Genomic DNA, 25,479 nt, shown 5'->3' with positions numbered 1-25,479 from the left:
GCCTTTGCTGTGAGCTTGTTTAACGCCTATGTAAGCCTTTCTGGGGCCCTTGATGCAACAATCAAGCAAGATGAGCCGCTGAGCCACCATACCTCCTTTAGGATTGGTGGTAAGGCGTCGCTTTTTGCTGCTGTTCACAGCCATGCGGCGTTGGTGCGTGTGCTTGAGGTGCTTGCAGCTAATAAAGTTGATTGGGTGCTTTTGGGTAAAGGTTCAAACATCCTTGTCTCTGATAAGGGCTACAACGGCTGCGTTATTGTGCTTGACGATGAGCTTTCTACCATTTCAGTTGGCGAGAATAACCTCATTACTGCAGGTGCAGGTGCACTTACGGCACGCGTTTGCAATGAGGCTATGAAAGCAGGTCTTTCTGGCCTTGAAATGTGTGCTGGTATCCCCGGAACTATCGGCGGCGCTCTTTCGATGAATGCAGGTACCAGGCATGATTGGATTGGTAAAGCCGTCCGTGATTGCGTGGTACTTAAGCCTGGTAAGGGTCTTATACGCTACGATGCCTCCGAGATTGAATGGGGTTATCGCTATACCACGTTTGCTCCAGATGAGATCATTCTTGAGGCAACGTTTGCGCTGACAGCATCTAATCGTCCTAAAGTTGCTCTTGGCATGGATACACTCTTGCAGCGTAGAAGAAATACTCAGCCAACTGGTCAGCTTTGCTGCGGTTCTGTTTTTAAGAATCCAGGTAGTAGGTCTGCTGGTGCACTTATTGAAGAGTGTGGTCTTAAGGGAGCTACTGAGGGCGGCGCACAAATTTCTGATGTTCATGCCAACTTTATTGTGAATACCGGTAACGCCACCGCCTCAGATGTCATTGCACTTATGCGCAGAGCACACGATGCGGTCCAAGAAAAGTTTGATATTGATCTTCAGCCAGAGGTTAAACTTCTGGGTTTTGGGGCATAGGGAAGATATGGCAGAAGATACTTCAAAGCAAACAACACGCCGTAAGGGCACAAAAAGGGAGCCTTTATCGTCTGGTGCTGCTCAGACGGCAGGGGCTACTAAGCCTTCTTTTATGAGCAAGGCGTTTAAGCCTAAGCCAAAGGTTGAGGCTACAGCTTCTGACGCCAAGCCTTCTGCTAAAAAGATTTCTACTAAAAAGCCAAATAACGCTACAAAAACTGCAGCTCAAGCTCGAGCTGAGCGCATTAAACACAGCAGAAAGGTATCGTTTAAGGCAGTACGCACGGCCTTTATCGTTTTGCTTAGCCTTGCCCTTCTCGCTGGCATTGCTTTTCTCGTCCTACGTTCTTCCTCAGTCTTTGCTATTACCAACATTCAGGTAGAGCCAACAGAGCACGTCTCAAACGAGCAAATTCAAAAGCTCATTGCAGTAGAAGAGGGAACAACGCTGCTTAATATGGATGAATCCCTTATTACCCAAGAACTACAGAAGGATCCTTGGGTAGCTTCTGCAACGTACGAGAGGCAGTTCCCCAATACGCTGCGCATTACTATCACAGAGCGTAAGGTCACAGCTATAGTGGCGCTTTCTTCTGGTCCCGTTGCATGGTATTTGGGCGAGAATAACGTCTGGCTAGAGGCAGATCAGCTCAACGTACCAGAAGGAAAAACTACCGCTACCGTTGCGCTTGAGAAGGCAACCTCAGAAGGTGAGCTACTGATTACCGATGTTCCTGCAACAGTTTCTCCTGTAGCAGGCACCACAGCAACAGACGCAGAAATTCAAGCGGTTATGCAGTATCAGTCTACGTTCTCATCAGAGCTTACTTCGCAAATTGTGAGTTACTCAGCAAGTAGCGTTGATGCTATTTCTGTCACCCTAACCAATGGTGTACAGGTTGCCCTAGGCTCTCCAACACAGATTGCTGACAAAGAAAAAGTGATTCTGGCAATGCTTAAGCAGTTCCCAGGAGAGCTTACGTACTTGAACGTAAGAACACCTGCAAGCCCAACCTATAGGCGAGTTTCTACCGGAAATGTTCAGTCTGGTTCTGGTGTTTCGTAGGTAAACGCGCAGACAATGCGCGCCGTTAGGGAATAGTTTCCTACCGTTTACCAGGTTTCTTCACAATTTCTACATATTATTTGACTTGTATGGGTCAGTTGTGCAAATATACCCCGCTTTGCATGAAGCGTAAGCCTTAACTTGAGGTTTAGGGTTTTATACAGCGGTTCTGCGAGCGCATAAACGTAGCCTAAGCGCAGTCGCGCTCCGGGACAAACGGGCACAAGCGTGCCTCAAGGAGGAAGACATGATTAAGGACACCGATACCCTTAACAACTATCTTGCTGTTATCAAGGTTGTTGGCGTTGGTGGCGGCGGAACTAACGCTGTCAACCGCATGATTGAAGAAGGCATCCGTGGCGTTGAGTTCGTTGCTGTAAACACCGATGCACAGGCTCTTGCAATCTCCGATGCTGACATTAAGGTTCACATCGGTACTGACATCACCAAGGGTCTTGGTGCTGGCGCTAACCCTGAGGTTGGTAAAGAGGCAGCAGAGGATAGCCGCGACGAGATTAAGGCTGCACTTGCTGGCGCTGATATGGTCTTCATTACTGCTGGCGAGGGTGGCGGTACTGGTACCGGCGCTGCTCCAGTTGTTGCTGATATTGCAAAGAATGACGTTGGCGCACTGACCGTTGGCGTTGTTACTAAACCATTCTCCTTCGAGGGCCGTCGTCGTTATGGTTCTGCAGCTGACGGTATCAAGACTCTTTCCGAGAATGTTGATACGCTCATTGTTATTCCAAACGATCGTCTGCTTGATCTTTCTGAGAAGAAGACCACTATGCTTGAGGCATTCCGCATGGCTGACGATGTTCTATGCCAGGGAACCCAGGGTATTACCGACCTCATCACTGTTCCTGGCCTGATCAACCTCGACTTTGCAGACGTCTGCACCATCATGAAGGGCGCAGGTAGCGCAATGATGGGCATTGGTATTGCTGCTGGTGATAACCGCGCTGCTGATGCTGCAACTGAGGCAATTTCTAGCCGCCTGCTTGAGAGCTCCATCGAGGGTGCAACCCGCGTTCTTCTCTCCATTGCTGGTAACAAAGACCTTGGTATTCAGGAGATTAACGAGGCAGCTGACCTGGTTGCTAAGAACGTTGATCCTGATGCAAACATCATCTTTGGTACTGTTGTTGATGAGTCCCTGGGCGATCAGGTTCGCGTAACCGTTATTGCAACTGGTTTCAATGACTCTAACGTTCAGCAGCAGCTTCCAACTCTGAACACTCAGAGTACCACCCGTCCAAGTCGTCCTGTTCAGCCACAGCCAACTCGTCCTGTAGCTGCTCAGCCACAGCCTGCTCGCACCAACAACTCTTCTAATGAGAAAGAGTTTGATATTCCAGACTTCCTTAAGCGTAGCCGCATCTAAACATGTGCGCGCTGAATAGACAGTGCTTACACGGCGTGACCCTGCTCATGGATCCTGAGGTTCCATGCGGGGTCACGCTCGCATTTACTGAGCGTACTGGCGGTTTTTCAGAAGGGGAGTTTAGTTCCCTCAATCTAGGCAGTAGGTGTGGAGACAATCTGCAACAGGTGCAAAAGAACCGCCAGCTGGTCTTAGAGGCTCTTGGAGCTGGCAAGCTTTTCTCGCAACTGCTTATTCCTCATCAGGTGCACGGAAGCAAGGTAGTTTGTCTGACTTCCAATACATCAGAGGCTTTTGAACAGGCTCAAGCTGAGGCAGAAGCTGGTGCAGACGCCATAGTATGTACGGTTCAAAATACGCCTGTGATGTTGGCGTTTGCCGATTGTGTGCCCGTAATTCTTGTAGCTCCCGGCGGATTTGCGGTGGCGCATTCTGGCTGGAAAGGCACAATTGCCCGCATTTCTGCGCGCGCAACCGAGGCGCTTTGCCAGGCAACTGGCGCCAAGTCTTCTGAGGTCAAAGCCTATATTGGTCCGCACATTGGCGGCGCTGACTACGAGGTTTCTCCTGAGCTCATTCAGATGTTCTCACAAGAGTTTGGTCCCGGCGTTGTAGACCGTGCATCTGGCGAGAGGTACTTAGATCTTGGATATGCCGTCAGAGCCGCACTGGTAGATGCTGGTGTACGCGCGTCTGCTATTGAAGAGGTTACTGACTCGACCGCCTCTACAACTGAGCGGTTCTTCTCGTACCGAGCAGAGCATGGCAAGTGCGGAAGACACGCGGCTGTTGCTTACATGGCGTCAAAGTAGGGTAGAAGACGTTTAGCGCTATCGGAGAAGGTGTTTAGGTCTACGACAAAAGTCGTTAAACGTTACGTAAGATATTGATGTATTCACCGCAAGAGATGATGGCTATGGCGTACGATTCAGACGAATATCTTGAGTTTATAAAGGCTCGTAGAGCTCAGATTGAGTCACTTGTGGCGGATGCTGCAAAAAAGTCCGGCAGAAGCGCCTCTGAGATTGAAATTGTAGCTGTCTCCAAAACCGTTCCTGTTGAGGCTGTCCTTGCAGCTTATAAGGCAGGCTATAGGGTTTTTGGCGAGAATCGCCCACAAGAGCTGACACATAAACTGACGTGTTTATCTGAGGCTCCTTTTGCGTCTGAGATATCTTTTGACATGATTGGTAATCTTCAGAAGAACAAGATTAACCAGGTAGTTGGCAAGGTTCGCTACATTCATTCAATTTCTTCCGAGCACCTTGCAGAGGCGGTTTCAAAGCGTGCTGAGGTGAAGGGTACTGAGGAGTCTGTTCTCCTTGAGGTAAACGTCTCCGCTGAAGCCTCAAAATCGGGTTTCTCGCCAGAAGAAGTGTCAGAGTCTATTCAAAAGATTGTTGAGCTTCCTCACATTTCTGTTGTAGGTCTGATGACTATGGCACCAAAAGATGATTCAGAGCGCGCAAAGAGAACATTCTCAGGACTTCGAGAATTGCGTGATTGCTTGAGCCAACAAGTTGGTTTGAAGTTAGATGTTCTTTCTTGTGGCATGAGTGATGACTTTACGTATGCCATTGAAGAGGGTTCTACTACTATTCGCCTGGGTCGAGTATTGTTTGACCCAGCCTATACGTTGAGTGGGCACTAAAATAGTTGCAAGTTTTTGATACAGTAGTAAGAAGTTACGTGCGTTACAGAAAGGCACAATGATGAGCATTCTTGATACGCTAAGAGCAAAGCTTCGTGGTGGTCAGGACGATGAGTACTACGATGATGAGTATTATGGCGACGAAGGCTATGACGAGGTAGACGGAGCTTCTCCACGTTCGTACGATGATCGTGCACAGCAAGGCGCTTCCAACAGACTACTGGGCAATCCATCCAGACCAGAGGCAGAGAGCGTTTCTGTGTATACGCGCTCTGGCAAGCCAATCAGCACTAATCCAGCCGCTTCTTACAATCCTCAGCAGGATATGCGTTCGCGCGCTTCTGCGTATGCATCTCGTCAGGAGCCTTCCGGATACACTCCTTCTTACGAGCATACTGTGAGCCCAAATCTGCCAACTCCTGGTGATATTGGTCTTCGTCCTGTGAGCCGTACAAGCTATTCCGGACAGCTGCCACCATACGTTCTTCGTCCTGTTTCTTATGATGATGTTCAGTCGGTAGTTCGTCGTGTTCGTACTGGTCAGCCAGTTGTCCTTATCTTTAAAAACACCAACATTGAGGTTGCTAAGAGAATTTTGGACTTCAGTTTTGGCCTTTCTTATGGACTTGACGGCGCTGTTGAAGAAGTTGCTGACCGCGTTTTTGTTGTACTTCCTCATGGCATCTCTTTGACGCAGGCTGATCTTGATAAGCTTGCTGATGAGGGCGAGATTACCAGGTAACTGGAGGTTTTTGTGTTTTCGTATTATGTCTTGAACTCGCTCTATACTTTGTTGAGGATTTACAGCTTCTGCATTGTGGTATGGTGCCTGTCCTCTTGGATTACCGTTTCAAATGATTCGGTTAAGAACATTCTTGAGGCAATTGGCAAAATTGTTGAGCCATACCTCAGTGTGTTTAGGAACGTAATTCCTCCAATTTCTGGCGTTGATCTCTCACCGATTGTTGCACTTTTTGTGCTTAATCTTGTGGGACGTTTTGCCATTTCGACGCTGGGCTTTATACTAATATAGAAACTAGTTTGTCTTTGAATACAAACTGAGTAGTTATGATGTGTGGTACGTCTACTCGCAGACTGAAAGGGAACAAAGATGGCAATCACACCAGCAGACATCGAGCAGCAGACATTCTCTCCTGCTGAGACCGGCTACAATCCAGAGGAAGTTGACGCATTTCTTGAGCAACTCGCTTCTGAGGTTGATGCAATGCTTCAAAAGATCGCTGACCTTAAGGGCCGTCTGACCAGCACTGAGCAGCAGCTTGCTGCAGCACAGGCACAGGTTGCAAACCTTGAGGAGAACGCAAGCGTTCCTTCTGTTGAGGAGACAAACGCTGCAGCTATTGCTGCATCTGAGCACCAGATTTCTCAGGTCCTCATTGTTGCTCAGCAGAGCGCAGATAAGCTTGTTGCAGACGCTCGTGCAAACGCAGAGCGCATTCGCAACGAGGCAGATCAGAAGGCTCGTGAGGTTATCCGTCAGGCTCTTGCAGAGAAGCAGACTGAGCTTGATGAGATTGATCGCCTCAAGCAGTCCCGTGAGGACTTCCGCGCTGAGTACCGTAAGCTCCTCCAGCACTTCTTGGATGACGCAGACTCTGTCTTCCCAGAGACTGTTCTTACCAACAATGCTCCAACTGGTTCCCAGAATGCTGCTCAGCCTGCAGCTCAGCAGACTCAGATTTCTGCACCTGCACCTGCAGCTGGTGACTTCAACGACCTTGACTAAGTCTTAGGCCATTACCTTTGTACTGATAAGCGCTCAGCTCTGCTGGGCGCTTATTTGTTATCAGTCGTCTTAAGCGGCAGCTTTATAACCCAGAAGTAAGCTCTTTGCAGAATGTTTGCTTTTGTTCTATATGATGCACATCCTTTCTGTTTTCTCGTCCCTGATAGCGAATAGGTACGCCTTGGCTACGCGCAGCTTCTGCATTTGTGCTTGCAGTGAGTTCAGGGAGCCCTTGCCATACGCGTTTTGGCATCCAATGGGCGCGCAAGTCATATCCTCTTTCTGCAGGCCCGCGACCCTCTAGACCAACTCCCTCATAGAAGCGCCTCCACATGGCTTGCACGTATTTCTCATCAGTTGCAAGGTCTGTTCTAGAGAGCAGTTCTTCCAAAGAGGCATCGTCCAGCTGAATGGTTCCAAAGGTCTTCATTTCTGGTGCATAAAAACTGACTATATGATGAGCTGGATCAACAATAAAAAACCGCTCTGTACTCATCCGTTTGACAAAGTAATTGCAGGTTAGTGGCACTACGTTTGCATTAGGCTGAAATACAGACATAAAAGAGCCATCTGACATACGAGAAAACCGCACAAATTGCCGCGTATGCTCTCGTTCAGTTTCTACCTGTCTAGCCAGCGCATTAAACTCTGCCACGGTTGGGTCTGCAATATCTTCAAGGGCTCCTACACCATAGGAGAATGCAAGACGAATGTATCGATGCACAATCTCCGGCATAGTATGAGCATCTGAAGCACATGCCAAAACAATGCGACGTGTTATTTCTCTTGTGCCTACTTTCTTCTCTAGTCCAGTTAGAACTCGTTTAGCCAAGGCTACTACTGAGTCATCAGAAGGGTCTGGTCCACAGAGAACATGCTCCCCAAGGCTAGGCTGACAAAAGCTTTCTCTAACAAGACGCACGTGTGCCGGGTTAGCATGTGAGAGATAAGTGAGCCCTACAGCCCCTACAACGCCTTCTAAGCTTGGATTGCAGGAGATAACAACCTTCTGAGGCTTGGAGAGTCTTGTAAGCCTCTGAACAAGTGAGACAAGCTCTACGCTCTGATCAGAAGAGCCTGAGTTGAGAGGACTCAATACGGCGTCTTGTTTTGTTGTACGAACTTGCTTTGGCATCAGCAATTACCCTCTGTTTAATCAGTTCTTGGTCAAGTGGAGCTGAGGCATCTCTTACGCCACAGCAGGTGAGAAAGTGATGAGATCGTTTGAGCTGTATTCCCAGCCGTTTCAGATCATCAAAGGTGAGGCGAGACCGTCTTCTTGCAGCAATAATTCTTCGTGCGCCGGTGGGGCCAATACCGGGCACTCGTAAAAGTATTTCTAGTGGAGCATCCATAATCTCTACAGGAAATTGATTAAGATGTGCCAGCGCCCATCCAAGCTTTGGATCAATTTCTAAATCAAGCCAAGGTGCTTCCGGAGAAACTAGCTCATCAGGAGAAAACGCATAGTAGCGCATAAGCCAATCAGCCTGGTAAAGACGGTGTTCTCTACGCAGGGGAACAGGAGTGTCCAACTCTGGAAGACGATGGTCTTCTATAACAGGAATATAGGCAGAGAAGAATACTCGTTTCAATTCAAATTGTTGATAAAGCGCTTGCGATAAGTGCAATATTTGATTGTCTGATTCTGGAGAAGCTCCAATGATAATTTGCGTTGATTGTCCAGCGGGCGAGAAGGACCTCTTGCCTGAAGATACCCTTGATGAGCGCATAAAGGTATTCTTCAAGCAGTTTGAACGAAGAGCTAAACCTTCTTTTATGATCTGCTTCTGAGTAGGAATAACAATGCCCTTAGATTTGCCAGCAGACTTCACAATGCCCTTTGATGCATTTTTAGCTTCAAGCAATTGCCTTTCTTCAGAGACACGTAGGCGGTGAATGAAAGACATGGGTTTAGTAACCGTTTCTGCGTTTTTGTGAGGACAAAGTTTAGTAAGTGAGGTTGAGCTAGGTAATTCCAGATTGACAGAGAGTCTATCTGCTAAGCGGCCAATGGCATCAATAAGATCTGGATCTGTTCCGGGAATTACTTTTGCATGAACATAGCCGTTAAACAGCAACTCATTTCTAAGGTAGGAGAGGCATTCAATCATGAGTTCTGTGGTGTGGTCTGGCGATCCTATAACACCTGAGGAAAGAAAGAGTCCCTCTATGTAATTTCTTTTATAGAAATCTACGGTAAGCTCTGCTAATTCCTGTGGTGTAAAGGTAGCCCGCTTGGTTTGTGCAGAAGATCTATTGACGCAGTAAGCACAGTCATAACAACAAGCATTAGAAAGTAAAACTTTTAGCAGCGTAATGCAGCGACCATCAGGGGTAAATGAGTGGCAACAGCCGGCCGCTGAGGCCATTCCTACCTTTCCTGCCTGCGGATCTCTGTCTACACCAGAAGAAGTGCACGCCGCGTCAAATTTGGCTGCATCTGCAAGTATGGCGAGTTTATCAAGAGTATCCATGGCAGCAACTTTCTACTTGAAAATAGAACGCCTGTTCGTATACTTAGACTATCACGAATGGAGAAGAAGTAAAGAAAAATCTAGAACAAACGTTTGTCATTTTAAAACCGCAGGAAGGATGTGAATGACGTGTGAAGGATGTATACTTTTCCCATCAGCAACTGCGGAAGGAATGGCTATGAGCATACAGAAAAACAGCTCTTCACCATGCCTTTCTTGCCCCGTGAATTTACAAGTTCCCACGTATGCCTTGCGTGCATTAGAAGTTCTTGAAGATGCCGGATTTGAGGCGTGGATTGTGGGTGGCTGGGTGCGAGACGCCCTACGCGGCTCATTTGCCCATGATATTGACATCACAACATCGGCAACGTGGCAGCAGAGCAAAGCGGCTTTTGAGGCTGCAGACATTCCTGTGCATGAAACAGGTATTGCATATGGAACCGTTACTGCTGTTGTCGAGAAGCACCCTATTGAGGTCACAACGTATCGCTGTGACGGAGAATATCTTGATGGTCGTCGTCCTGATTCTGTGCAGTTTGTCTCTCGTATAGAGGAAGATCTTGCTCGTAGAGACTTCACTATTAATGCAATGGCATATCACCCAAAGAGGGGATTGCTTGATCTTTATGACGGTCAAGAAGATTTATCTGCACGTGTAATTCGCGCTGTTGGGGAGCCTAAGGTTCGCTTTACAGAGGACGCTCTTCGCATGCTTCGAGCATTGCGGTTTGCATGCAGACTCTCGTTTTCAATTGAGGAGAAGACACATCAGGCACTTATCGAGTGTGCACCGCTACTCTCTCAGGTTGCATCTGAGCGCATTGGCTCAGAAGTGGCTCAAATTGTTGAGGCTGGCCATATTGCTCATGCTATCAAGCTGGGATTTCCTGTTCTAGCGATAGCAATTCCAGAGCTCTTACCACTTCAAAACTTTGATCAAAGAAGTCCGTATCACGCCTATGACGTGCTGGAACATACAGCTCGAGTCTGCTCTGCAACAGAGGCTTTTACAGCAGGTACTGCAACACCTGCGCTTAGGTGGGCTGCTCTTCTACATGATATTGCAAAGCCAGAAATGTTTAGCGTTGACGCAGATGGAAGAGGCCATTTTTATGGTCATCCAGAAAAAGGTGCAATCGTAGCAAAAGCCCTGCTTAAACGCTTAGCTTTATCGCAGCATTTGAGTAATGAAGTTTGCGCTCTTGTGGCATTGCATGACTATGATGTGGATGTTACAACGGCGTCGCTCAGGCATATGATTGCCCTGTTAGCCGAGGCAAGTAAATCGGATGGCATTGCCCTTGCGTATGACCTTTTGACGTTGAAGCAGGCTGATGCCTTGGCAAAGGCAAATCCTTATCGCAGCTACGCAGTAACGCTTGAAGCTATGAGAGAGCTCCTCTTACATGAGGCAAAACAAGAGATTGCTCAGCATCCGCAAGAGCTGTGCATTTCGGGCGCAGAAATTATGGAAGTGCTCTCGCTTCAGCCAGGACCTGCTGTCGGTGTGTGTCAACGTAGGCTTTTTGAGCTTTATTTAGCAGGTCAAGTGAAGAATAGAAAAGAAGATCTTCTCGCCATTCTTGCTCAGGGTAATTGGTAAAAATAATAAAGAGTGCCAGATTTAATCAATAAAAAAAGTAAGGCCTTTGTATTTTTATAGGTTCGGTAAAACGGTATAGTAGGCATAAAAAAATATCAGAGAGGCGTCATTTTATATGACGGATAGTGTCGTATGGGGGAGTTCATGGGCGAGAAGCGCGATTATATTACGTTAGAAGTCATACACCATAATGCTTATGAACAACAGCCTGCAGAAGAACCTGAAGCTCCAGCGCCTTCCATTTCTCATATTCGTGCCGAAGCTCGTACTAAGAAAAGCGCAGCTACACGTAAGCGTATTATGCACGAGACAACTAAGCTCATGCTTGCTCGTGGAAATACCAACTTCAAAATGAGTGAGATTTCTGATAGAGCTCGTCTTTCAAAGGGCGCGCTGTATTACTACTTTTCTGATAGAGAGGCCCTTTTGCAGGCAATCTTTGACGAGAGCGTTGATGAGCTTGCAAAAGATATTGCGCATACCATTGGTAATAAGCCCGCCTCAAAAGAGACGCTTCATGCAATCATCGCTCAACTTGCTGCTCATATTTTGCCTGACTCACCTTTGGTTTTGGCTTTAATTAACAAGCTTGCAAGCTCTGAGCAGGCACTTATTACCAACATTGAAGGACCACTTTCTCGCGTGGTTGTTCTCCTTGCTAACCAGCTAGAGATGGGAAAATTGCAGGGATTTATTCGTCAAAGCGTTGATTCAAGACTTGCTGCCTGTTCTATTACGGGTGCATTGGTTCTCTCGGCCATTGGCCTGATGGGAGAGCGTCGCGGTGCGGAGGGCTCTGACGAACTTGCACAGAATCTGCTAGATATGACACTTGCTGGTATTGGAATAGACGAGTAATCATACGAGTTTTTGCATAATGCCAGCTTAACTATGCAATTTAAAGAGCATCCTTGTGGTGCTCTTTTTACAATTTTCTTGACTGATCCTGCTCAAAAGTGTCTTTGGTGGGTATAGTAAGAGTGGTTGCGCGTAGAAGAACGCAAATATTCTGCATAAGCAGAGAAGCCATGCGTGAAAGGACAGTTCATGGCACACAAAAACTATTTGTTTACCTCAGAAAGTGTTACTGAGGGACATCCAGACAAGGTTTGCGATCAGATTTCTGACGCAATTCTTGATGCAATCCTGGCAAAAGAGGCAGAGCTTGAAGAGCGTGGATACGTTTCTCCAAGTGGTGTTCCTGCTTGCTTGGACAACGTTCGTTGTGCATGCGAGACTTTTGCGACTACAGGAACTATTGTGGTAGCTGGAGAGATTCGCACTCAATCCTACGTTGATGTCCAGGAGATTGTTCGCAATACTCTCAGAAATATTGGCTATGACCGCGCTAAATATGGTTTTGACTGCGAGACCTGCGGCGTTTTAAGCCTCATTCACGAACAAAGTCCCGATATTGCTCAGGGCGTTGATCAGTCCTATGACACGCAGGCAGGACGCACTACAGATCCGCTTGATCTTATCGGCGCAGGCGATCAGGGCATGATGTTTGGCTTTGCCTCTGATGAGACTGATGTTCTGATGCCAATGCCTGCTTACCTGGCTCAGCGCTTGGCTCAGCGTCTCTCAGAGGTGCGTAAGTCTGGCGAGGTTGAGTACTTGCGTCCAGATGGCAAAACTCAGGTTACCGTTCGTTATGAGGACGAGAAACCCGTTGAGGTCACAGCCATTGTTGTTTCCACGCAGCATGCTCCAGAGATTGAAGACATGTCTGTTATCAAGCAGGATATGATCGACCACGTTATTGCACCTGTTATGGGTGAGGTCAACATTGCTTGGGATAACGCTGACATTTACGTTAATCCAACTGGCCGCTTTGTTGTTGGTGGACCTATGGGAGACACAGGACTTACCGGTAGAAAGATTATTGTTGATACCTATGGCGGTATGGGTCGTCATGGTGGCGGCGCTTTCTCCGGAAAGGATTGCACTAAGGTTGACCGTTCAGCAGCATATGCAGCGCGCTGGGTTGCCAAAAACGTCGTAGCAGCAGGCCTTGCAAAGAAGTGCGAAGTTCAGCTTGCCTACGCCATTGGTGTTTCTCATCCACTGTCTATCATGGTTGATACTTTTGGCACTGGTATTGTTGACGATGCTGTTATTGAGCAGGCTATCGAGAAGGTCTTTGATCTTCGTCCTGGTGCCATTATCAGAGATCTTAAGCTGCGCCGTCCTATCTTCTCTAAGACAGCAGCATACGGACACTTTGGCCGCAAAGATCCAGACTTCACATGGGAAGCAACTGATCGTGTTCAGGAGCTTAAGGACGCAGTTTCTGCACTTCAGGCATAACGTTCTTACAAGGTAATCTTGTATAACCTCATAGAACCTTCTTCTAGCACCACCTCAAAACCTGGGGTGGTGTCTGTTATTTGTGTGATACCTCTGAAGGTTCCAGGTTTGTAGGTACTGGTAACAGCGTTGGAGTAATCAACAACGTTGTTCAGAATAAGGACATACTGTACGTTAAGGTCGCGTGCCGTTTGAAGTACCTCGGGATCGCTGGAAATGCGATTAAGGCGTTTACGAAGAATAGCGCTTGCGGGACGTTCTGAAGCGTCATAGCCGTTAGGGAAGCGCCAGAGCACATGTAAGTCGTTAGTGCCATATGCCCAGAGACTGCCATCTTGAGGTAGGTTTGCAATAACAGCACCTGCAGGAACGGTAAGCTCCACGCGACGTAAAAACTCCAATTCTTCCGATGTCAAAATGTAGTGATCACCATAGGCCTTCTCGGAAGCCTGTTTAAAGGCAGTAGCAGCAGGAATTGGCTTTTCAGATTTAAGGTTTGGCATAGGAACCACATAGTTGAGCACAACCACACACGCAATGACCGCTCCCACAATCAGAGGTTTAGCCCAAACGTTGCAAAAGACGCAGGTCTGAGCCTGAGAAGCTTTTTCTCTCCAGGAGGCAAACGTTTCCAGCGCAGCTTCGGCAAGAGTTGCTAGGCCAAGTGCTGCCAGCGGAATTGCCATAATGACGCAGCTTGCCGCAATGCGGAACGGATCGGTATACCAAAATCCCGAGAGATATCCCTTCAGAGGAACGTCAAACGTAATAATAAAAATGCAGAGTACAGACAGGTACATAAAGGCAGATACCATCCATCGAGCCTGCTTGTGCTTAAACGTCCATACAGCGCCTACAAGCACGCAGATTGAAAGTATCGGTTGTGGAGAAACAAGCTCTCCACCTGCGTACGACTGTCCAATAAAGTCCATGCCAAGGGCGTGCAAAATAGCATCTTGCAGGCTAGAGTAGGCGCTCCACCAGAAATTGAGAGCCACGCCTCGAACAATCAAAACGTAGTAGAAAACAGACCAAATAACCAGCGCAAAGATAAAGAATGCGTATGCTAGCGTGACAGGCTTGATTTGTTTTCCAAAGAGAACAACCCTGCGTTTTGATTCGCCAATGCGTGCAAAACTCCAAGGTAAAAGCACAACAATTGACGAGAAAATCGTGGAAGGATGCAAGATAAAGAGGGTAATCAAGCCAAGAACAAATATGACAATAAGCCAGATGAGGTCGTGTTTTGGTGTTTTTGAGCGAGTCATCTGCATAAAAATCCACCAAATAGAAGGCATTACACAGAAGGCTACGGTGTTAGGAAAGATTGGTCCATAGATGAGAAGCGACCAAGGGAAAACAAAAAATGCTAGGCAAACAAAAGCTCCACTGATAAGCGCAATGCGATGTTTAGGAAGAACTTTTGCAATAACCGAGCAGATTGAGAGCGGAAAGACAATGGCTGCACTAACAAAGTTGAGTGCATTTCCTGCAATAGGAACGGTTGTAGAAACAAGCTGCGTTGTTAGTGCAACAATGATGTTCCAGCCTGAAGGATAAAATCCCGAAGTCCCCGGTTCCCAAGGGGTAATTGAAGCTTCTACGGTGCTGTAGAAGTCATAGTGAATTGATGAGTACTTTTGAGACTCAATCATTGCCTGCGTGACGTCCAAGTGGTGCACAATATCCCAGCCTTGTACAAAGGAGCTGGCAGAAGGCAGGGTGGGTAAGAAGAGAAGTCCTACGGTAAGAAGACCAATTGCTACGTACAGAAGAGGCATCCAGAAAGGGAGTTCTTCGCAGATGAATGCTGGTACAGAGCTAGTTGATTGCTTGCCAGCGCGTATTGCTTTGGATTTGTTGGGTTTCTCGCCTCTGTGGTGTTCTTTGTGTTTGGGAGCAACATAAAAAACGTAGCCATTGACTAGAACTGCGATCAGCAGTGGAACAAGAACCATTACAGCCAAGGGGATGGGGATGTTCAGTGCGCTAAAGATTTCTCCCTCAATAAAGAAGAGTGCGCAGCTAACCAAAGGAGCACTAACAAGTGCCCAGGGCTTTGGCATGCCGGAAGCATGCAACAAAATGACACCCGGCACGTAGAGCAGGGCAATAATGACAACTACACTTTGGAAGAACTCAAGCCACATCCTGATCCAATCAAGGTGTTAGTAAAAATTCTTATACTTCTGGGTCGCACGTCTGGGTCATACAACTGGGCGTGACAGTTATTTCAAACAGACTGGTCTATTTTACGATAGAAGCAAAAGTGGTGTTGAGATAAACAAAAAGGACTTCCGAAGAAGTCCTTGAACATTTGGTAGCCCGTACCAGATTCGAACTGGTGATCTCCGCCTTGAGAGGGCGGCGTCCTGAACCGCTAGACGAACGGGCCATGTATGACTGGGAGGACATGGCTGGGATAGAGAGAGTCGAACTCCCGTTGACGGAACCAGAATCCGCTGTCCTACCACTAGACGATATCCCAAGATGTCATCCGTGCGCATCAGCGCGAGAAATAACTATAAAGGAGACTCGTCAGAGATGCAAGCAATAATTTCAAGAAATTCTGTTTGCAGCAAAAAATATTATACAAAACGCATCTCTAAGCGCAAGGAACGTCTCTAGTATTTGAGCTGAGCATTCGTTCTGCATCAATAAGCGCCTGGTCAAGAGGGGCACAGCCGGTGCAACTTGCGCATGCGGTAGGAGCGCTTGGAGTTGCGGCAAGACCACCTTTAGCTGTTTCTCTGAGAGAAACAGGGAGCGCGGCGCCAACTTCTGCCATAGCGTGTGCAACCTCATCAAACGGAATTGGGTTACCAACGCCCGCAAGAGCAAGCTGAGAAGAGCTTACGGCAGCGGCTACACCAATAGCGTTTCTATCTTGGCAAGGATACTCAACCAGTCCTCTGACCGGGTCACAGACTAGTCCTAGAAGATTAGAGATGGCAATAGAAGCAGCGTCCAAGCACTGTTGTGGAGTGCCACCCAAGAGCTCAGTCAGTGCAGATGCGCTCATGGCAGCAGCAGATCCAACCTCTGCCTGACAGCCGCCCTCAGCGCCAGAAACACTTGCGTTGGTGGTTAGGATGGCTCCAATAGCACTTGCATTCCAAAGCGCAGAAATAACTTGCTCGTCGGTGGCACCAATCTCTTCTGCTACCGAGATAAGCGATCCTGGTACAACGCCAGAAGCGCCTGCAGTAGGAGCGGCTACGATAACACCCATGGTTGCTGAGCGCTCAAGCACGGCCATAGCGTACGCAACGGCTCGTGTTTGCGTGGTGCCCATAAGCGCACTTGAGATTGCAGCTGGGGTGTTAGCTACGGTTTTGGCCTGGCCGTTGAGCAGACCACCAATGGACTGACGAGGCGTCTTGATAGTGTCGTGAACCTCATCGCGCATAATCTCAAGAACATGAGCCATCTCGGCGTCTACGTCGGCATCTGGTCGCAGGTCCTTCTCGCGCTGGCGCATAATCTGGCCAATAGAGGCTCCTGTCTTGGAGCACCTGGCGAGAAGATCTGCGCCGTTGTCAAAGGCTCCTGAAAGCACGTCGTTTGTGACCTGTGGAGCTGCTCCTGGAATGGAAACCTGAGCGGCATACGAAACGTGAGGTGCCAGCTGGAAGAGGTCGAGGACTTTCTGCTCAATAGGCTCGTCAATCTCAAAGACAGTGTGGGCAAAGCCGCCGCGCTCTGAGCGGAAGGTGCGCATAGTTGCAACATTGATGTTTTGTGTAGCCAAAATAGTAGTGAGAGCTGCAAGAACACCGGGCTTATCGTGATGCGAAACAAAGATAGTGGGCATATCGCCAGACATGCGAATGCGTACGCCATTGACGCCAGAGATGCGAATACGGCCGCCGCCAACAGACTCGCCCATAACAGAAACGTGAACGTTATCTGCGCCGTAGAGGTGAATTTCTACGGTGTTTGGATGGAGAGTCTCGTCGTCGCCCTTCTCAATAACGCTGTAGTTAAGATGGGCTTCTTCTGCCAGGCTAAGTGCTTCACGGACGCGCGTATCGTCTGGAGCAAGGCCTAAGATGCCTGCAATCAGAGCGTAATCGGTGCCGTGACCAAGGTGGGTATGAGAGAAGGAGTTGTAGAGCCAAAACTCAACGCGCTCCAGCTGCTTTGGTGCAAGCGAGCGTGCAACCAGAGCAATGCGCAAGGCTCCTGCTGTGTGCGAGGAAGAAGGACCCACCATAATGGGGCCTAGGACCTCAAACGCAGACATAGAAATCATAGCTACTCCAAAACTAAACAAACGATAACGATAAAAGAGCTGCAAAACCATCTGTTTTACAGCTCTTGTGTGGTTTTACTTTTGATACCCACTTACGCTTGGAAGAATACGCGGCAGGCGCGCATTCAACGCGTTATTTGCAAAGCTCCAGAGCGCGGTCAAGGCGAGCAAGGCAAACCTCACGACCAAGAAGCTCCATAGACTCTCCAAGAGGAGGGGAGACCATGTTGCCGCACTCAGCAACACGAATGGACTGGAAGACAATGCGTTTCTTAAGGTCAAGCTGCTCTGGAAGCACCTCAAGGGCAGCGTCAATTGCTGCAGCCTTCCACTCGTCTTCAGAAACGCCCTCAAGAGCGGTCTTTGCAGCCGCAAGGACGGTAACACTCTGAGCAGCGTCTTTGGTAAGGCCCTTCTCAACACTCTTCTGGTCAAAGGTGACGTTTGCGCCTTCATATAGGAAGCGGGACTTCTCAATGACGTCTGGGCTTACTGTGGTACGAGGACGAAGAATCTCGGAGAGCAGGTCATACCAGCTTGGACGAGTTGCGTAAATCTCATCTGCGTCAGTTGTATTGCCCTGAACAGGCTCTAGACCTGCGCTTACAAGCTCTGGAATCAGAACAGTTTTTGCAAAGGTCTGGTTGTCCATATTGGCAAGATACGTTGCATTAATCCAGTTCAGACGCTCTGGATCGGACTTAGCAGGGTTCTTGGAAACGTGGTCCAGAGAGAACTGAGATGCCAAAACGTCGCGAGGAACAATGGTTGTCTCGCCATCAAGTGACCAGCCGAGAAGAGCCAGGTAGTTGACAAAGGCATCTGCAAGATAGCCCTGGTCACGATACTCTTCAACAGAGGTTGCTCCATGGCGCTTGGAGAGCTTCTTGCCGTCAGGACCCAAAATCATGGAGATGTGCGCGAAGGTTGGAACAGGTGCGCCCAGAGCCTCGTACACCATAATCTGACGAGGAGTGTTAGACAGGTGGTCATCGCCACGAATGATGTGGGTAATGCCCATACCAGCGTCATCAACAACGGTGGCAAAGTTATAAGTTGGGGTGCCGTCAGAACGGAAGATGATAAAGTCATCAAGCTCGCGAGCGTTAAAGGTTACGTCGCCGTGAACAGCGTCGTGGACAATAACGTCGCCGCGGTCCAGAGGAACCTTGATACGGATGGTATAAGGCTCGCCAGCATCAATGCGGCGCTGTGCCTCTGCAGGATCAATGTTTCTGCAGGTACGCTGATAGCCCTGGAAGGGGTCGTGGCGCTCTTCTGCGGCCTTCTTGTCTTCAGCGAGCTTCTCTGGCGTGCAGAAGCAAGGGTATGCCTTGCCCTCTGCCAGCAGTTTATTTGCTGCCTCACGATACAAATCAAGACGCTCGGTCTGGCTATAAGGACCGCAATCGCCGCCCTTATCTGGACCCTCGTCCCAATCAAGACCAAGCCACTTCATGGCGCGCAGAATAATCTGAGTGTTCTCCTCAGTTGAGCGCGTAGGATCTGTGTCATCAATACGAAGAATAAACTTGCCACCATTTGCGCGAGCAAAAGCCCAGTTATAGATAGCAGTACGTGCACCTCCGATGTGCAACTTACCTGTTGGTGATGGCGCAAAACGTACTCTAACCTGCTTCTCTGACAAAACTCCTCCTTGGCAGTTATTTTCTAGCGAGAAAATCTAGTTTATGCACTCTTTAGTATAACGCTTGAACACAGGTAACCGACAACGTTGCCTAGTCTTCAAACATATTGTGGTCTGCAAACTCTGCTTGCACGGTACGGATCATAAGGTCTACGTCTTCAAGTCCCAAGTGACGTTCCTTCTCGTCCGCCGCAAGGGTATGCCTACGACGTGCCCAGTTCTCAAGTGCGGCAGGAGAAGACTCACGGGGAAGAGACCTAATTTCTGGGTCCAAGCGACGGCAGATATCACGGGAGTCAATAACAATAATCTTGCCCGCTTTTCTAGCTTCTGCGTAGCCATCAATGTTGAACATGAACCAAGAATCCTCAAAGGCAGCGTTATGTGCCATAAAAGGAATCTTTTTCATAGTTGCCAACAGGGCCTCTTGGGCTTTCTTATCGTCTCTAAATGATTTTTTGCCCTCAACATCTTTCCAGGTAATTTGGTGAATATCGGCAAGTGGGACGCCCTTTTCTTTGTACATCTCTGGAATGCCAAAGTAGGCGGTGTGAGGCTCTACGGCAACGGTGTTGCGACCAAGATTCCAGAACTCAAAGCCCACGTTAACAATGTAGCCCAGCTCAGGAAAACGCGACGTGGTCTCAATATCAATGCCCAGTACCGTGCCAGAAACGCTCTTCTCGACATACGCAATTTGCAAGTCATTAAGAAGCGGACCTGCGGTTTTAAAGACAGCCTTAGGGCGACGACGCTGCATCTTTGCAACAGCAGCCGCAAGATCGTCGTTTGAAAGACCGCGAGAAAGTCCAACGCCTCGATGGTTTCTGAGCCTCTCCACACCGTAGGTATCACAGAGTGAGCGCGTTCTATCAGCAAGCTGCTGAATGACAGAAAACTCTACAGGCTCTTGGCCTAGAGGAGCTTCTTTCCAGGCATCAAGCAGCGTTTTAATGGCATCACAGTTTTTATTGACCTCGCCGATAATGGACTGATCATCAACAAGAAGGCCAGGTATGACAAACGCATTAGCGTGCTCAATAGCTTGATTGATATCCATACACTCTCGCTTTGGTGGGTGAGAATTAGTTCAACATATAAGTATCTACCCTGAAGCGCGTATTCTTTGCGTCATTTTCTAGAAAGTGCGCGCCTCACCAAAAATGCGTGCTAGGCTGTTGAGTGCAACACAGTTCTATGAAAGGTTTTACGCATGTCTGATTTGAATGAGTCACTTGCTCTTTCTGAGGAGCTCCTTGCTTTTATTAAGCAGAGCCCTTCTATGTTTCATACCACGCAAACCATCAAAGAGTACCTGTTAGAGAACGGTTTTACCTATCTCTCCGAGGGTTCTTCTTGGAATGTTCAGCCAGGCGGCTCTTACTTTACCACGCGCAACAATTCTTCAATTGTTGCCTGGAAAGTTGGCGAGAAGTACCGTGAGTCCCAAACCTCAAGCGCTGATGCTCCTTATCACTTCCAGCTTGCTGTTGCCCATGGCGATTCTCCAACCTACAAGGTAAAAGCTCAACCAGAGCTTACCGGTGAGGGCAACTCGCTTCGTCTGAACACCGAGGCATACGGCGGCATGCTTGATCACACGTGGTTTGACCGTCCTTTGGGTATTGCCGGTCGTGTGCTGGTCAAAGTAGGAAACAAGGTAGAGTCCAGGCTAGTCAACATTGAAGACGATGTTGTCATGATTCCAAGCTTGGCTATTCATCTTGAGCACAAAAATGGTCTCTCGCCAGAGTTCAACCGCGCTAAAGATCTGATGCCACTCTTTAGTGCTGGTGAGCTTAATCCTGGCGCCTTTAACGCCCTGGTAGCAGACGCAGTAGGTGTGTCTCAAGAGGACATTCTTTCTCGCGATTTGTTCTTAGTTGATCACACGGGCGGCCGTATTTGGGGTGCTAAGAAGGAGTTTGTTTCCGCTGGTCACCTTGATGATTTGCAGTGCGCCTTTGTAGCACTCAAGGCCTTCCTTGCGTCTTCAAATGAACAGGACATTTCCGTGTACACCTGCTTTGACAATGAGGAAGTTGGTTCAAATACCAAGCAGGGCGCAAAGTCTACGTTCCTTAAAGACACGCTGCAGCGCGTAAACGCCATGCTTGGCTTTACACAGGAAGATTACTACCGAGCGCTCTCGGCATCTTTGCTGGTAAGTTGCGACAATGCGCATGCGGTACACCCCAATTATCCCGAGAAGCACGATGCTGCCAACAAGCCTTATCTCAATGGCGGCATGGTTATCAAGGAAGCAGCCCGTCAGTCGTACTGCACCGATGCGTTTAGCCGCGCCATTGTCGAGGCTATTTGGAAGCAGCAAAATATTCCTTACCAGGTCTTTGCTAACAGAAGCGACATGCCAGGCGGATCAACGCTAGGCAACCTCTCCAACATTCAGGCCAGCATGCACGCCGTTGATGTGGGCCTGCCACAGCTTGCTATGCACTCCGTGTACGAGACTGCGGGCACTAAAGACACGCTTCTGGGATACCAGGCTCTCAAGGCGTTCTATGACACCTGCGTCTGCATCACCGATGCCGATTCGTTTGAGTTGAGGTAGTACCTGGCGAGAAACCCCGTGTACTAGCTATACTTACGTACATCGCATACAACACATCACTTGAAGGAGCTCCATGTCAGAAAAACAGCTTACTGCTCATGATATGGAGCTCCTAACTTGTGCAGGCATTTTCGTTGAACCTCAGACACTGAATGGCCCTGCGTTGGTATTTCCTATCTCAGATGGTGAGGGTGGAGAAATACGTGTGTTGTGGCAGGGCGGCGCCTATGAAAGTGCAACGTACACAGATTCTAGAAAGAATCAGCTGGTATTTCCTTATCTTGAGTTGTATGACTTGTTGTTTGAAGCTGCTTGTTCCGTGCACTCAGTCTTAATGTTGGGTGCTGGTGGTTGCTCGTATCCTCGATATTTAGTGGCTCATTATCCAGAGGTTTCTTGTGACGCACTGGAGCTTGATCCTAAAATTGCAGACCTTGCTCGCAGCTATTTCTTTGTGGATGAAGCTATTAGAGAGAGTAATGGTAGGCTTCAGGTACAGGTAGCTGATGGCGTTGAGTATATAAAGAACCTATCTACCTCTGATAATAGGCGCTATGACGCTATCTTAAACGACTGCTTTAGCGGAGAAGTTCCATCTGCAGCTATGATGACTGTTGAGTGGATGAGACAGGTGGCACACTGCCTTACTCCTGGCGGAAGATATCTTACAAATGTAGTTTCTGCACAGGTAGGAGAGGACGCACATCAACTTGAAGTGCTCCTAGATGCTGCTCGCACAGTGTTTGAACAGGTAGAGGTTGTACCTTTGGATCCAGAAGTTGATCCAACAGAGTCAGATAACCTTATGCTCGTTTGTCAGCGCGCTTAAGTGCGGTGAGCGCAAGCGCAAGACAACTGCTCATCAGTACAATGCCAATGCCAAAGAGCACTAAGAAACCGTGGGCTGAGCCGTCTACAATCAAGCTCCAGATAATGAGCGCGCACGCAGAGACAAAGCTGCTTACGCCTGCAATTCTTGAGTAAATAAGAGTGGAATCTTTTTTACCAAAGACCGCACGTACCAAAAGTGGCGAGCCAACCGTTGTAAGGGCATAGGCAATTCCAAAAAGGAAGGTTCCTGCCAGCAAGAGTGGCAATACTGGAAGCTTAATCCCCAACATAAGTAAGCCAACAATGCCCGAGAAAATTCCTACAAAGCAAGCAAGCTTCACGGAGATATCGCTTAAAGCACCTAGAAGCACTTTTCCAATTGCTTGACCCAGCATAGTTGTTCCAGCAAGAAGGCCTGTGGCAGCGGCAATGGCAGGAGCAGTTTCTGCAAAGGTTGCTGCATAGCTTGGGAAGTACTGAGAGATTTGCTGGTTAAAGGTAATGAGTGCATAAAACGCAGCAACCATAAAAAACTCTGGATATTTCATTGCGTCATCGGCAGAGATATCGGTAGAAGAAGTCTCTGCAACCTCAACGTTTTTCTCGTCAGTAGAGGAGAAGGTAAGGGGAGTAAGGCCAAGGTCTTGGGGTTTCTCGCGCACCACAAAAAGGGTGAAGGGGAGTGTTCCTACAAGCATGACCAGAGCAAAAATCAGATAGCAAGCGCGCCAACCTTCAGGGCCAGACGAGATGATGGCGGATCCAATGGGGTTAAAGACAGTGCCACCAATGCCGGTGAATGCAAAGCAGAGGCCCATAAAGGTACCAACGCGCTGGTCAAACCAATCGTTAATGAGGGCGGGGACGCACAAGAACATGAGTGCAGGTACGCCAATACCAAGTCCCACTGCACAGAGATAGAAATGCCACATTTCTTGAGCTGCTGACATAGCTCCGTATGAGATTGCGCAAATGATAACGCTTGCAGAAAGCACTAGGCGCGTGTCGTGTGTTTTATAGAACTTGCCCATGAATGGCAGAACTACCGTCATGGCAATACAGAGTACCGAGAAGACCGCAGAGAAGGCAACGCGGGGAACGCCAAAATATTGTGAAACTGGTGTGATAAAGATGCCAAAGCACGTAAGGATAATGGCGCACGGCAAAAACATGATGACAATACAAGTTGCAACGATGGCGTATGCATATTTAGTGCCGAGTAAACGATGTAGCACTGAGGCTCCTCTCTTTTGGCCAGAAATAGTGTAGGCGATGTGCCTTAAAAAGGACACATCGCCTACCAAGTCGTACAAAATTTTTAAGAGGCAACTCAGGGTTTTACGCGCGCAAGATCTTAGCTGTCAGAACCTCTGCGGTTCTCGCCCTCAAGAGCACGGATTGGTCCGATGTCCTGAGTGGTCTCAAGAGCGCCTAGGTAGTTACCCTCTTCATCGCGAACAGCAAAGTAACGGACGTAGAGGAACTTATCTCTTACTTCAAACCAGAACTCGGAGGAGTCGCTACGACCGCTCCTGAACTCGGTGAGGATGCGACGAACAGCCTCTTGGCTCTTTGGTGGATGGCAGTCATATACGTCACGGCCAAGGCAGCTCTTAGGACGAGGGAAAGCACGGGTGTCGCCGTGGCTGAAGTAACGTGTCTTGTCATCTGCATCAACAAAGGTAATGTCAAGCGGAATGGTTGCAAAGACAGCCTCAAGCTGCGGAATGGTGAACTCACCGGTAGAGAGCTTAACCTTACCGTCAGCAGAAATTGCTTCCTCTTCTGCTTCAGCGTTATTCTCGTCCATAGCGGCTGCGGCTTCCATCTCTTTAAGCTTGTCGTTTGCAAGCTCAAGAGGATCTGCGTGCCATGAAGGAGGATTGACGCCAAATGCGTGACCAAACTCGTTCTCCTCAGCGGCAATCTGGGTCCACTGGGTAGCGGTTAGGTGCTCAAGGGAAAGCGGAATGAGGACGTTCTCTTCCTTGGAAGCCATGGACTCAGCACCCTCAATAGCCTCATCCAGATAGTCAGCAACGGCTGCCATAAGGCCTGCATCATACTGGCCGTATGCAGTCTCGAGCAGAGCCTCTGCACCGTTAACAGCGTTTCTTACCTCGTCGTCCTTACCCCACATAACCTTTGAAGGACCAGTGATATCGTGGCGCTCAAGATGAGGGAAGAGTAGCTCTTCCTTGCGCTTGTAGTGAACAAAGACCTCGTCAAAGGCGTCCATATCAGCCTTTAGAATTGCTGCAACACCAGCGCACTCTTCGTTGCTGGAAGACTCGGTAAGCGTACGAGCACGCTTCACATCTGGAGCAACGCGGTCGTGGATAAAGGCAAGAATGCGGTCGTTCTCTTGGCGCATGGTCCAAACAGGATGGCCAGGGGTCTCTTCAACAGCACCTGTTGGTGCGCAAGAGACCTTGCCTTCAAAGAGAGCGGCATGAACGTCACAGAGCTTGAGGACCTTCTCCATAGGAACGCCGCCAGCAATGAGCTCCTGTTCAGCGTTAGAAATCTCTGAGCCAGAGACGTCCTTGAAGTTACGGGTAAAGTCCTCGCGAACAGCCTCGATGTCCTCGCCGTCATTGAGGCGCTCAAGGTACTGGGCGATAAGAGCTTTGCGCTCCTCAGGAGTCTGCGCGATAGGTGCGTTCTCTGCCTCTGCGGGTTTCTCGTCAGCTGGGGTTTCTGCTGCTGCAGGCTCCTCATCGCCAAGAATGGTAAAGCCGTGGGAGCGGAAGATTGCCTTGAGCTCTTCAAGGTCTACGCCTTTGTGGTCGCAGCCTTTAGGGATGGTCATAAAACGACCCATGGTCTGAAGACGGCCTGGCTCGGTAATCTCGGCAAAGCCGTTTTCTGCCATGAGGCCTTTAATAACGGGATACTTAGTGCAAATCTCATAAACGGATTTGCTTAAATCAAGAACCTGTGCCATACGGGCTCCTCTCGGATAAGTTTAGAAAGTCTACTATGGCTTACTTTATACCCAAAGTGTGACA

Annotated in this window: 21 protein-coding genes and 2 tRNA genes; 13 read left to right on the top strand and 10 right to left on the bottom strand. The window is 48.6% G+C overall.

Annotated features, from left to right (window positions below; all coding sequences use genetic code 11):
• Window positions 1-9 precede the first annotated feature (9 nt).
• The 8 genes from murB to HMPREF1492_RS01405 all read left to right on the top strand — a co-directional run bounded on the left by murB (window position 10) and on the right by HMPREF1492_RS01405 (window position 6,772).
• Window positions 10-924, top strand: coding sequence for a UDP-N-acetylmuramate dehydrogenase (murB, locus tag HMPREF1492_RS01440; protein WP_035435162.1), 915 nt, complete (start codon window positions 10-12; stop codon window positions 922-924).
• Window positions 925-931: 7 nt separating this feature from the next.
• Window positions 932-1,990 (top strand): cell division protein FtsQ/DivIB, encoded by a 1,059-nt coding sequence (locus HMPREF1492_RS01435; protein WP_035435160.1) that lies wholly within the window; start codon window positions 932-934, stop codon window positions 1,988-1,990.
• Window positions 1,991-2,237: 247 nt separating this feature from the next.
• Window positions 2,238-3,374 (top strand): cell division protein FtsZ, encoded by a 1,137-nt coding sequence (ftsZ, locus tag HMPREF1492_RS01430; protein WP_198014327.1) that lies wholly within the window; start codon window positions 2,238-2,240, stop codon window positions 3,372-3,374.
• A gap of 47 nt (window positions 3,375-3,421) precedes the next feature.
• The gene (locus tag HMPREF1492_RS01425) at window positions 3,422-4,186 is read left to right on the top strand and encodes a purine nucleoside phosphorylase YfiH/LACC1 family protein (RefSeq protein ID WP_084054951.1); all 765 of its coding nucleotides are present in this window, start codon (window positions 3,422-3,424) and stop codon (window positions 4,184-4,186) included.
• Window positions 4,187-4,290: 104 nt separating this feature from the next.
• Window positions 4,291-5,025 carry a YggS family pyridoxal phosphate-dependent enzyme gene (locus HMPREF1492_RS01420; protein WP_035435310.1) on the top strand — a complete coding sequence of 245 codons (735 nt, stop codon included), beginning with the start codon at window positions 4,291-4,293 and terminating at the stop codon, window positions 5,023-5,025.
• Window positions 5,026-5,086: 61 nt separating this feature from the next.
• Window positions 5,087-5,767, top strand: coding sequence for a cell division protein SepF (locus HMPREF1492_RS01415; RefSeq protein ID WP_035435155.1), 681 nt, complete (start codon window positions 5,087-5,089; stop codon window positions 5,765-5,767).
• Between the two features lie 12 nt (window positions 5,768-5,779).
• A complete protein-coding gene (locus tag HMPREF1492_RS01410) occupies window positions 5,780-6,058 on the top strand; it encodes a YggT family protein (protein ID WP_035431786.1) in 279 nt (92 codons plus the stop codon).
• A gap of 78 nt (window positions 6,059-6,136) precedes the next feature.
• On the top strand, window positions 6,137-6,772 hold the full coding sequence (locus HMPREF1492_RS01405; RefSeq protein ID WP_035431783.1) for a DivIVA domain-containing protein: 636 nt from the start codon (window positions 6,137-6,139) through the stop codon (window positions 6,770-6,772).
• Window positions 6,773-6,854: 82 nt separating this feature from the next.
• On the opposite strand, the gene HMPREF1492_RS01400 is transcribed toward HMPREF1492_RS01405, so the two are convergent.
• A complete protein-coding gene (locus tag HMPREF1492_RS01400) occupies window positions 6,855-7,868 on the bottom strand; it encodes a TIGR03915 family putative DNA repair protein (RefSeq protein ID WP_035428062.1) in 1,014 nt (337 codons plus the stop codon).
• On the bottom strand, window positions 7,840-9,249 hold the full coding sequence (locus HMPREF1492_RS01395) for a putative DNA modification/repair radical SAM protein (RefSeq protein ID WP_035428064.1): 1,410 nt from the start codon (window positions 9,247-9,249) through the stop codon (window positions 7,840-7,842). The genes HMPREF1492_RS01400 and HMPREF1492_RS01395 overlap by 29 nt, the downstream gene beginning before the upstream one ends.
• 178 nt (window positions 9,250-9,427) lie before the next feature.
• On the opposite strand from HMPREF1492_RS01395, the gene HMPREF1492_RS01390 reads away from it, so the two are divergent.
• The 3 genes from HMPREF1492_RS01390 to metK all read left to right on the top strand — a co-directional run bounded on the left by HMPREF1492_RS01390 (window position 9,428) and on the right by metK (window position 13,162).
• A complete protein-coding gene (locus HMPREF1492_RS01390) occupies window positions 9,428-10,852 on the top strand; it encodes a CCA tRNA nucleotidyltransferase (protein WP_232215581.1) in 1,425 nt (474 codons plus the stop codon).
• 132 nt (window positions 10,853-10,984) lie between these two features.
• Window positions 10,985-11,710 carry a TetR/AcrR family transcriptional regulator gene (locus tag HMPREF1492_RS01385; protein WP_232215580.1) on the top strand — a complete coding sequence of 242 codons (726 nt, stop codon included), beginning with the start codon at window positions 10,985-10,987 and terminating at the stop codon, window positions 11,708-11,710.
• 189 nt (window positions 11,711-11,899) lie between these two features.
• Complete coding sequence (gene metK / locus HMPREF1492_RS01380) at window positions 11,900-13,162, top strand: methionine adenosyltransferase (protein ID WP_035435148.1); 1,263 nt, start codon at window positions 11,900-11,902, stop codon at window positions 13,160-13,162.
• 5 nt (window positions 13,163-13,167) lie between these two features.
• Here the strand turns inward: metK and HMPREF1492_RS01375 are convergent, their stop codons facing one another.
• The 6 genes from HMPREF1492_RS01375 to HMPREF1492_RS01350 all read right to left on the bottom strand — a co-directional run bounded on the left by HMPREF1492_RS01375 (window position 13,168) and on the right by HMPREF1492_RS01350 (window position 20,125).
• The gene (locus HMPREF1492_RS01375) at window positions 13,168-15,312 is read right to left on the bottom strand and encodes a DUF6541 family protein (RefSeq protein WP_035435146.1); all 2,145 of its coding nucleotides are present in this window, start codon (window positions 15,310-15,312) and stop codon (window positions 13,168-13,170) included.
• A 168-nt stretch (window positions 15,313-15,480) separates the two neighbouring features.
• Window positions 15,481-15,557, bottom strand: a tRNA-Glu gene (locus HMPREF1492_RS01370).
• A 19-nt stretch (window positions 15,558-15,576) separates the two neighbouring features.
• Window positions 15,577-15,650, bottom strand: a tRNA-Gln gene (locus HMPREF1492_RS01365).
• A 117-nt stretch (window positions 15,651-15,767) separates the two neighbouring features.
• Window positions 15,768-17,417 carry an L-serine ammonia-lyase, iron-sulfur-dependent, subunit alpha gene (sdaAA, locus tag HMPREF1492_RS01360; RefSeq protein WP_035435144.1) on the bottom strand — a complete coding sequence of 550 codons (1,650 nt, stop codon included), beginning with the start codon at window positions 17,415-17,417 and terminating at the stop codon, window positions 15,768-15,770.
• Window positions 17,418-17,550: 133 nt separating this feature from the next.
• Window positions 17,551-19,065: a glutamate--tRNA ligase gene (gene gltX, locus HMPREF1492_RS01355; RefSeq protein WP_035435141.1), complete on the bottom strand. Its 1,515-nt coding sequence runs from the start codon at window positions 19,063-19,065 to the stop codon at window positions 17,551-17,553.
• A gap of 91 nt (window positions 19,066-19,156) precedes the next feature.
• A complete protein-coding gene (locus HMPREF1492_RS01350) occupies window positions 19,157-20,125 on the bottom strand; it encodes a 3'-5' exonuclease (protein WP_035428071.1) in 969 nt (322 codons plus the stop codon).
• A gap of 153 nt (window positions 20,126-20,278) precedes the next feature.
• Here HMPREF1492_RS01350 and HMPREF1492_RS01345 point away from each other — a divergent pair, with 153 nt between their 5' ends.
• Both HMPREF1492_RS01345 and HMPREF1492_RS01340 read left to right on the top strand, forming a co-directional pair.
• On the top strand, window positions 20,279-21,637 hold the full coding sequence (locus tag HMPREF1492_RS01345; protein ID WP_035435139.1) for a M18 family aminopeptidase: 1,359 nt from the start codon (window positions 20,279-20,281) through the stop codon (window positions 21,635-21,637).
• Window positions 21,638-21,710: 73 nt separating this feature from the next.
• Window positions 21,711-22,466 carry a spermidine synthase gene (locus HMPREF1492_RS01340; RefSeq protein WP_051479335.1) on the top strand — a complete coding sequence of 252 codons (756 nt, stop codon included), beginning with the start codon at window positions 21,711-21,713 and terminating at the stop codon, window positions 22,464-22,466.
• Here the strand turns inward: HMPREF1492_RS01340 and HMPREF1492_RS01335 are convergent.
• On the bottom strand, window positions 22,441-23,703 hold the full coding sequence (locus HMPREF1492_RS01335) for an MFS transporter (protein WP_035435137.1): 1,263 nt from the start codon (window positions 23,701-23,703) through the stop codon (window positions 22,441-22,443). The genes HMPREF1492_RS01340 and HMPREF1492_RS01335 overlap by 26 nt on opposite strands.
• Before the next feature lie 119 nt (window positions 23,704-23,822).
• Window positions 23,823-25,415, bottom strand: coding sequence for a DUF438 domain-containing protein (locus HMPREF1492_RS01330; protein ID WP_035435134.1), 1,593 nt, complete (start codon window positions 25,413-25,415; stop codon window positions 23,823-23,825).
• Window positions 25,416-25,479 lie beyond the last annotated feature (64 nt).

The sequence above is a fragment of the Atopobium sp. BS2 genome (assembly GCF_000565075.1).
Classification (GTDB): domain Bacteria; phylum Actinomycetota; class Coriobacteriia; order Coriobacteriales; family Atopobiaceae; genus Lancefieldella.
Note: the sequence above shows the minus strand (reverse complement) of the source record. Positions and strands in the feature narration are given on the sequence as shown.

What these genes read in the sequence shown, in the direction of transcription:
- HMPREF1492_RS01435 (WP_035435160.1), top strand. Translation starts at nt 932, where the DNA reads ATGGCAGAAGATACTTCAAAGCAAACAACACGCCGTAAGGGCACAAAA.
- ftsZ (WP_198014327.1), top strand. Translation starts at nt 2,238, where the DNA reads ATGATTAAGGACACCGATACCCTTAACAACTATCTTGCTGTTATCAAG.
- HMPREF1492_RS01425 (WP_084054951.1), top strand. Translation starts at nt 3,422, where the DNA reads ATGGATCCTGAGGTTCCATGCGGGGTCACGCTCGCATTTACTGAGCGT.
- HMPREF1492_RS01420 (WP_035435310.1), top strand. Translation starts at nt 4,291, where the DNA reads ATGGCGTACGATTCAGACGAATATCTTGAGTTTATAAAGGCTCGTAGA.
- HMPREF1492_RS01415 (WP_035435155.1), top strand. Translation starts at nt 5,087, where the DNA reads ATGAGCATTCTTGATACGCTAAGAGCAAAGCTTCGTGGTGGTCAGGAC.
- HMPREF1492_RS01405 (WP_035431783.1), top strand. Translation starts at nt 6,137, where the DNA reads ATGGCAATCACACCAGCAGACATCGAGCAGCAGACATTCTCTCCTGCT.
- HMPREF1492_RS01395 (WP_035428064.1), bottom strand. Translation starts at nt 9,249, where the DNA reads ATGGATACTCTTGATAAACTCGCCATACTTGCAGATGCAGCCAAATTT.
- HMPREF1492_RS01390 (WP_232215581.1), top strand. Translation starts at nt 9,428, where the DNA reads ATGAGCATACAGAAAAACAGCTCTTCACCATGCCTTTCTTGCCCCGTG.
- HMPREF1492_RS01385 (WP_232215580.1), top strand. Translation starts at nt 10,985, where the DNA reads ATGGGGGAGTTCATGGGCGAGAAGCGCGATTATATTACGTTAGAAGTC.
- metK (WP_035435148.1), top strand. Translation starts at nt 11,900, where the DNA reads ATGGCACACAAAAACTATTTGTTTACCTCAGAAAGTGTTACTGAGGGA.
- HMPREF1492_RS01375 (WP_035435146.1), bottom strand. Translation starts at nt 15,312, where the DNA reads ATGTGGCTTGAGTTCTTCCAAAGTGTAGTTGTCATTATTGCCCTGCTC.
- sdaAA (WP_035435144.1), bottom strand. Translation starts at nt 17,417, where the DNA reads ATGATTTCTATGTCTGCGTTTGAGGTCCTAGGCCCCATTATGGTGGGT.
- HMPREF1492_RS01350 (WP_035428071.1), bottom strand. Translation starts at nt 20,125, where the DNA reads ATGGATATCAATCAAGCTATTGAGCACGCTAATGCGTTTGTCATACCT.
- HMPREF1492_RS01345 (WP_035435139.1), top strand. Translation starts at nt 20,279, where the DNA reads ATGTCTGATTTGAATGAGTCACTTGCTCTTTCTGAGGAGCTCCTTGCT.
- HMPREF1492_RS01340 (WP_051479335.1), top strand. Translation starts at nt 21,711, where the DNA reads ATGTCAGAAAAACAGCTTACTGCTCATGATATGGAGCTCCTAACTTGT.
- HMPREF1492_RS01330 (WP_035435134.1), bottom strand. Translation starts at nt 25,415, where the DNA reads ATGGCACAGGTTCTTGATTTAAGCAAATCCGTTTATGAGATTTGCACT.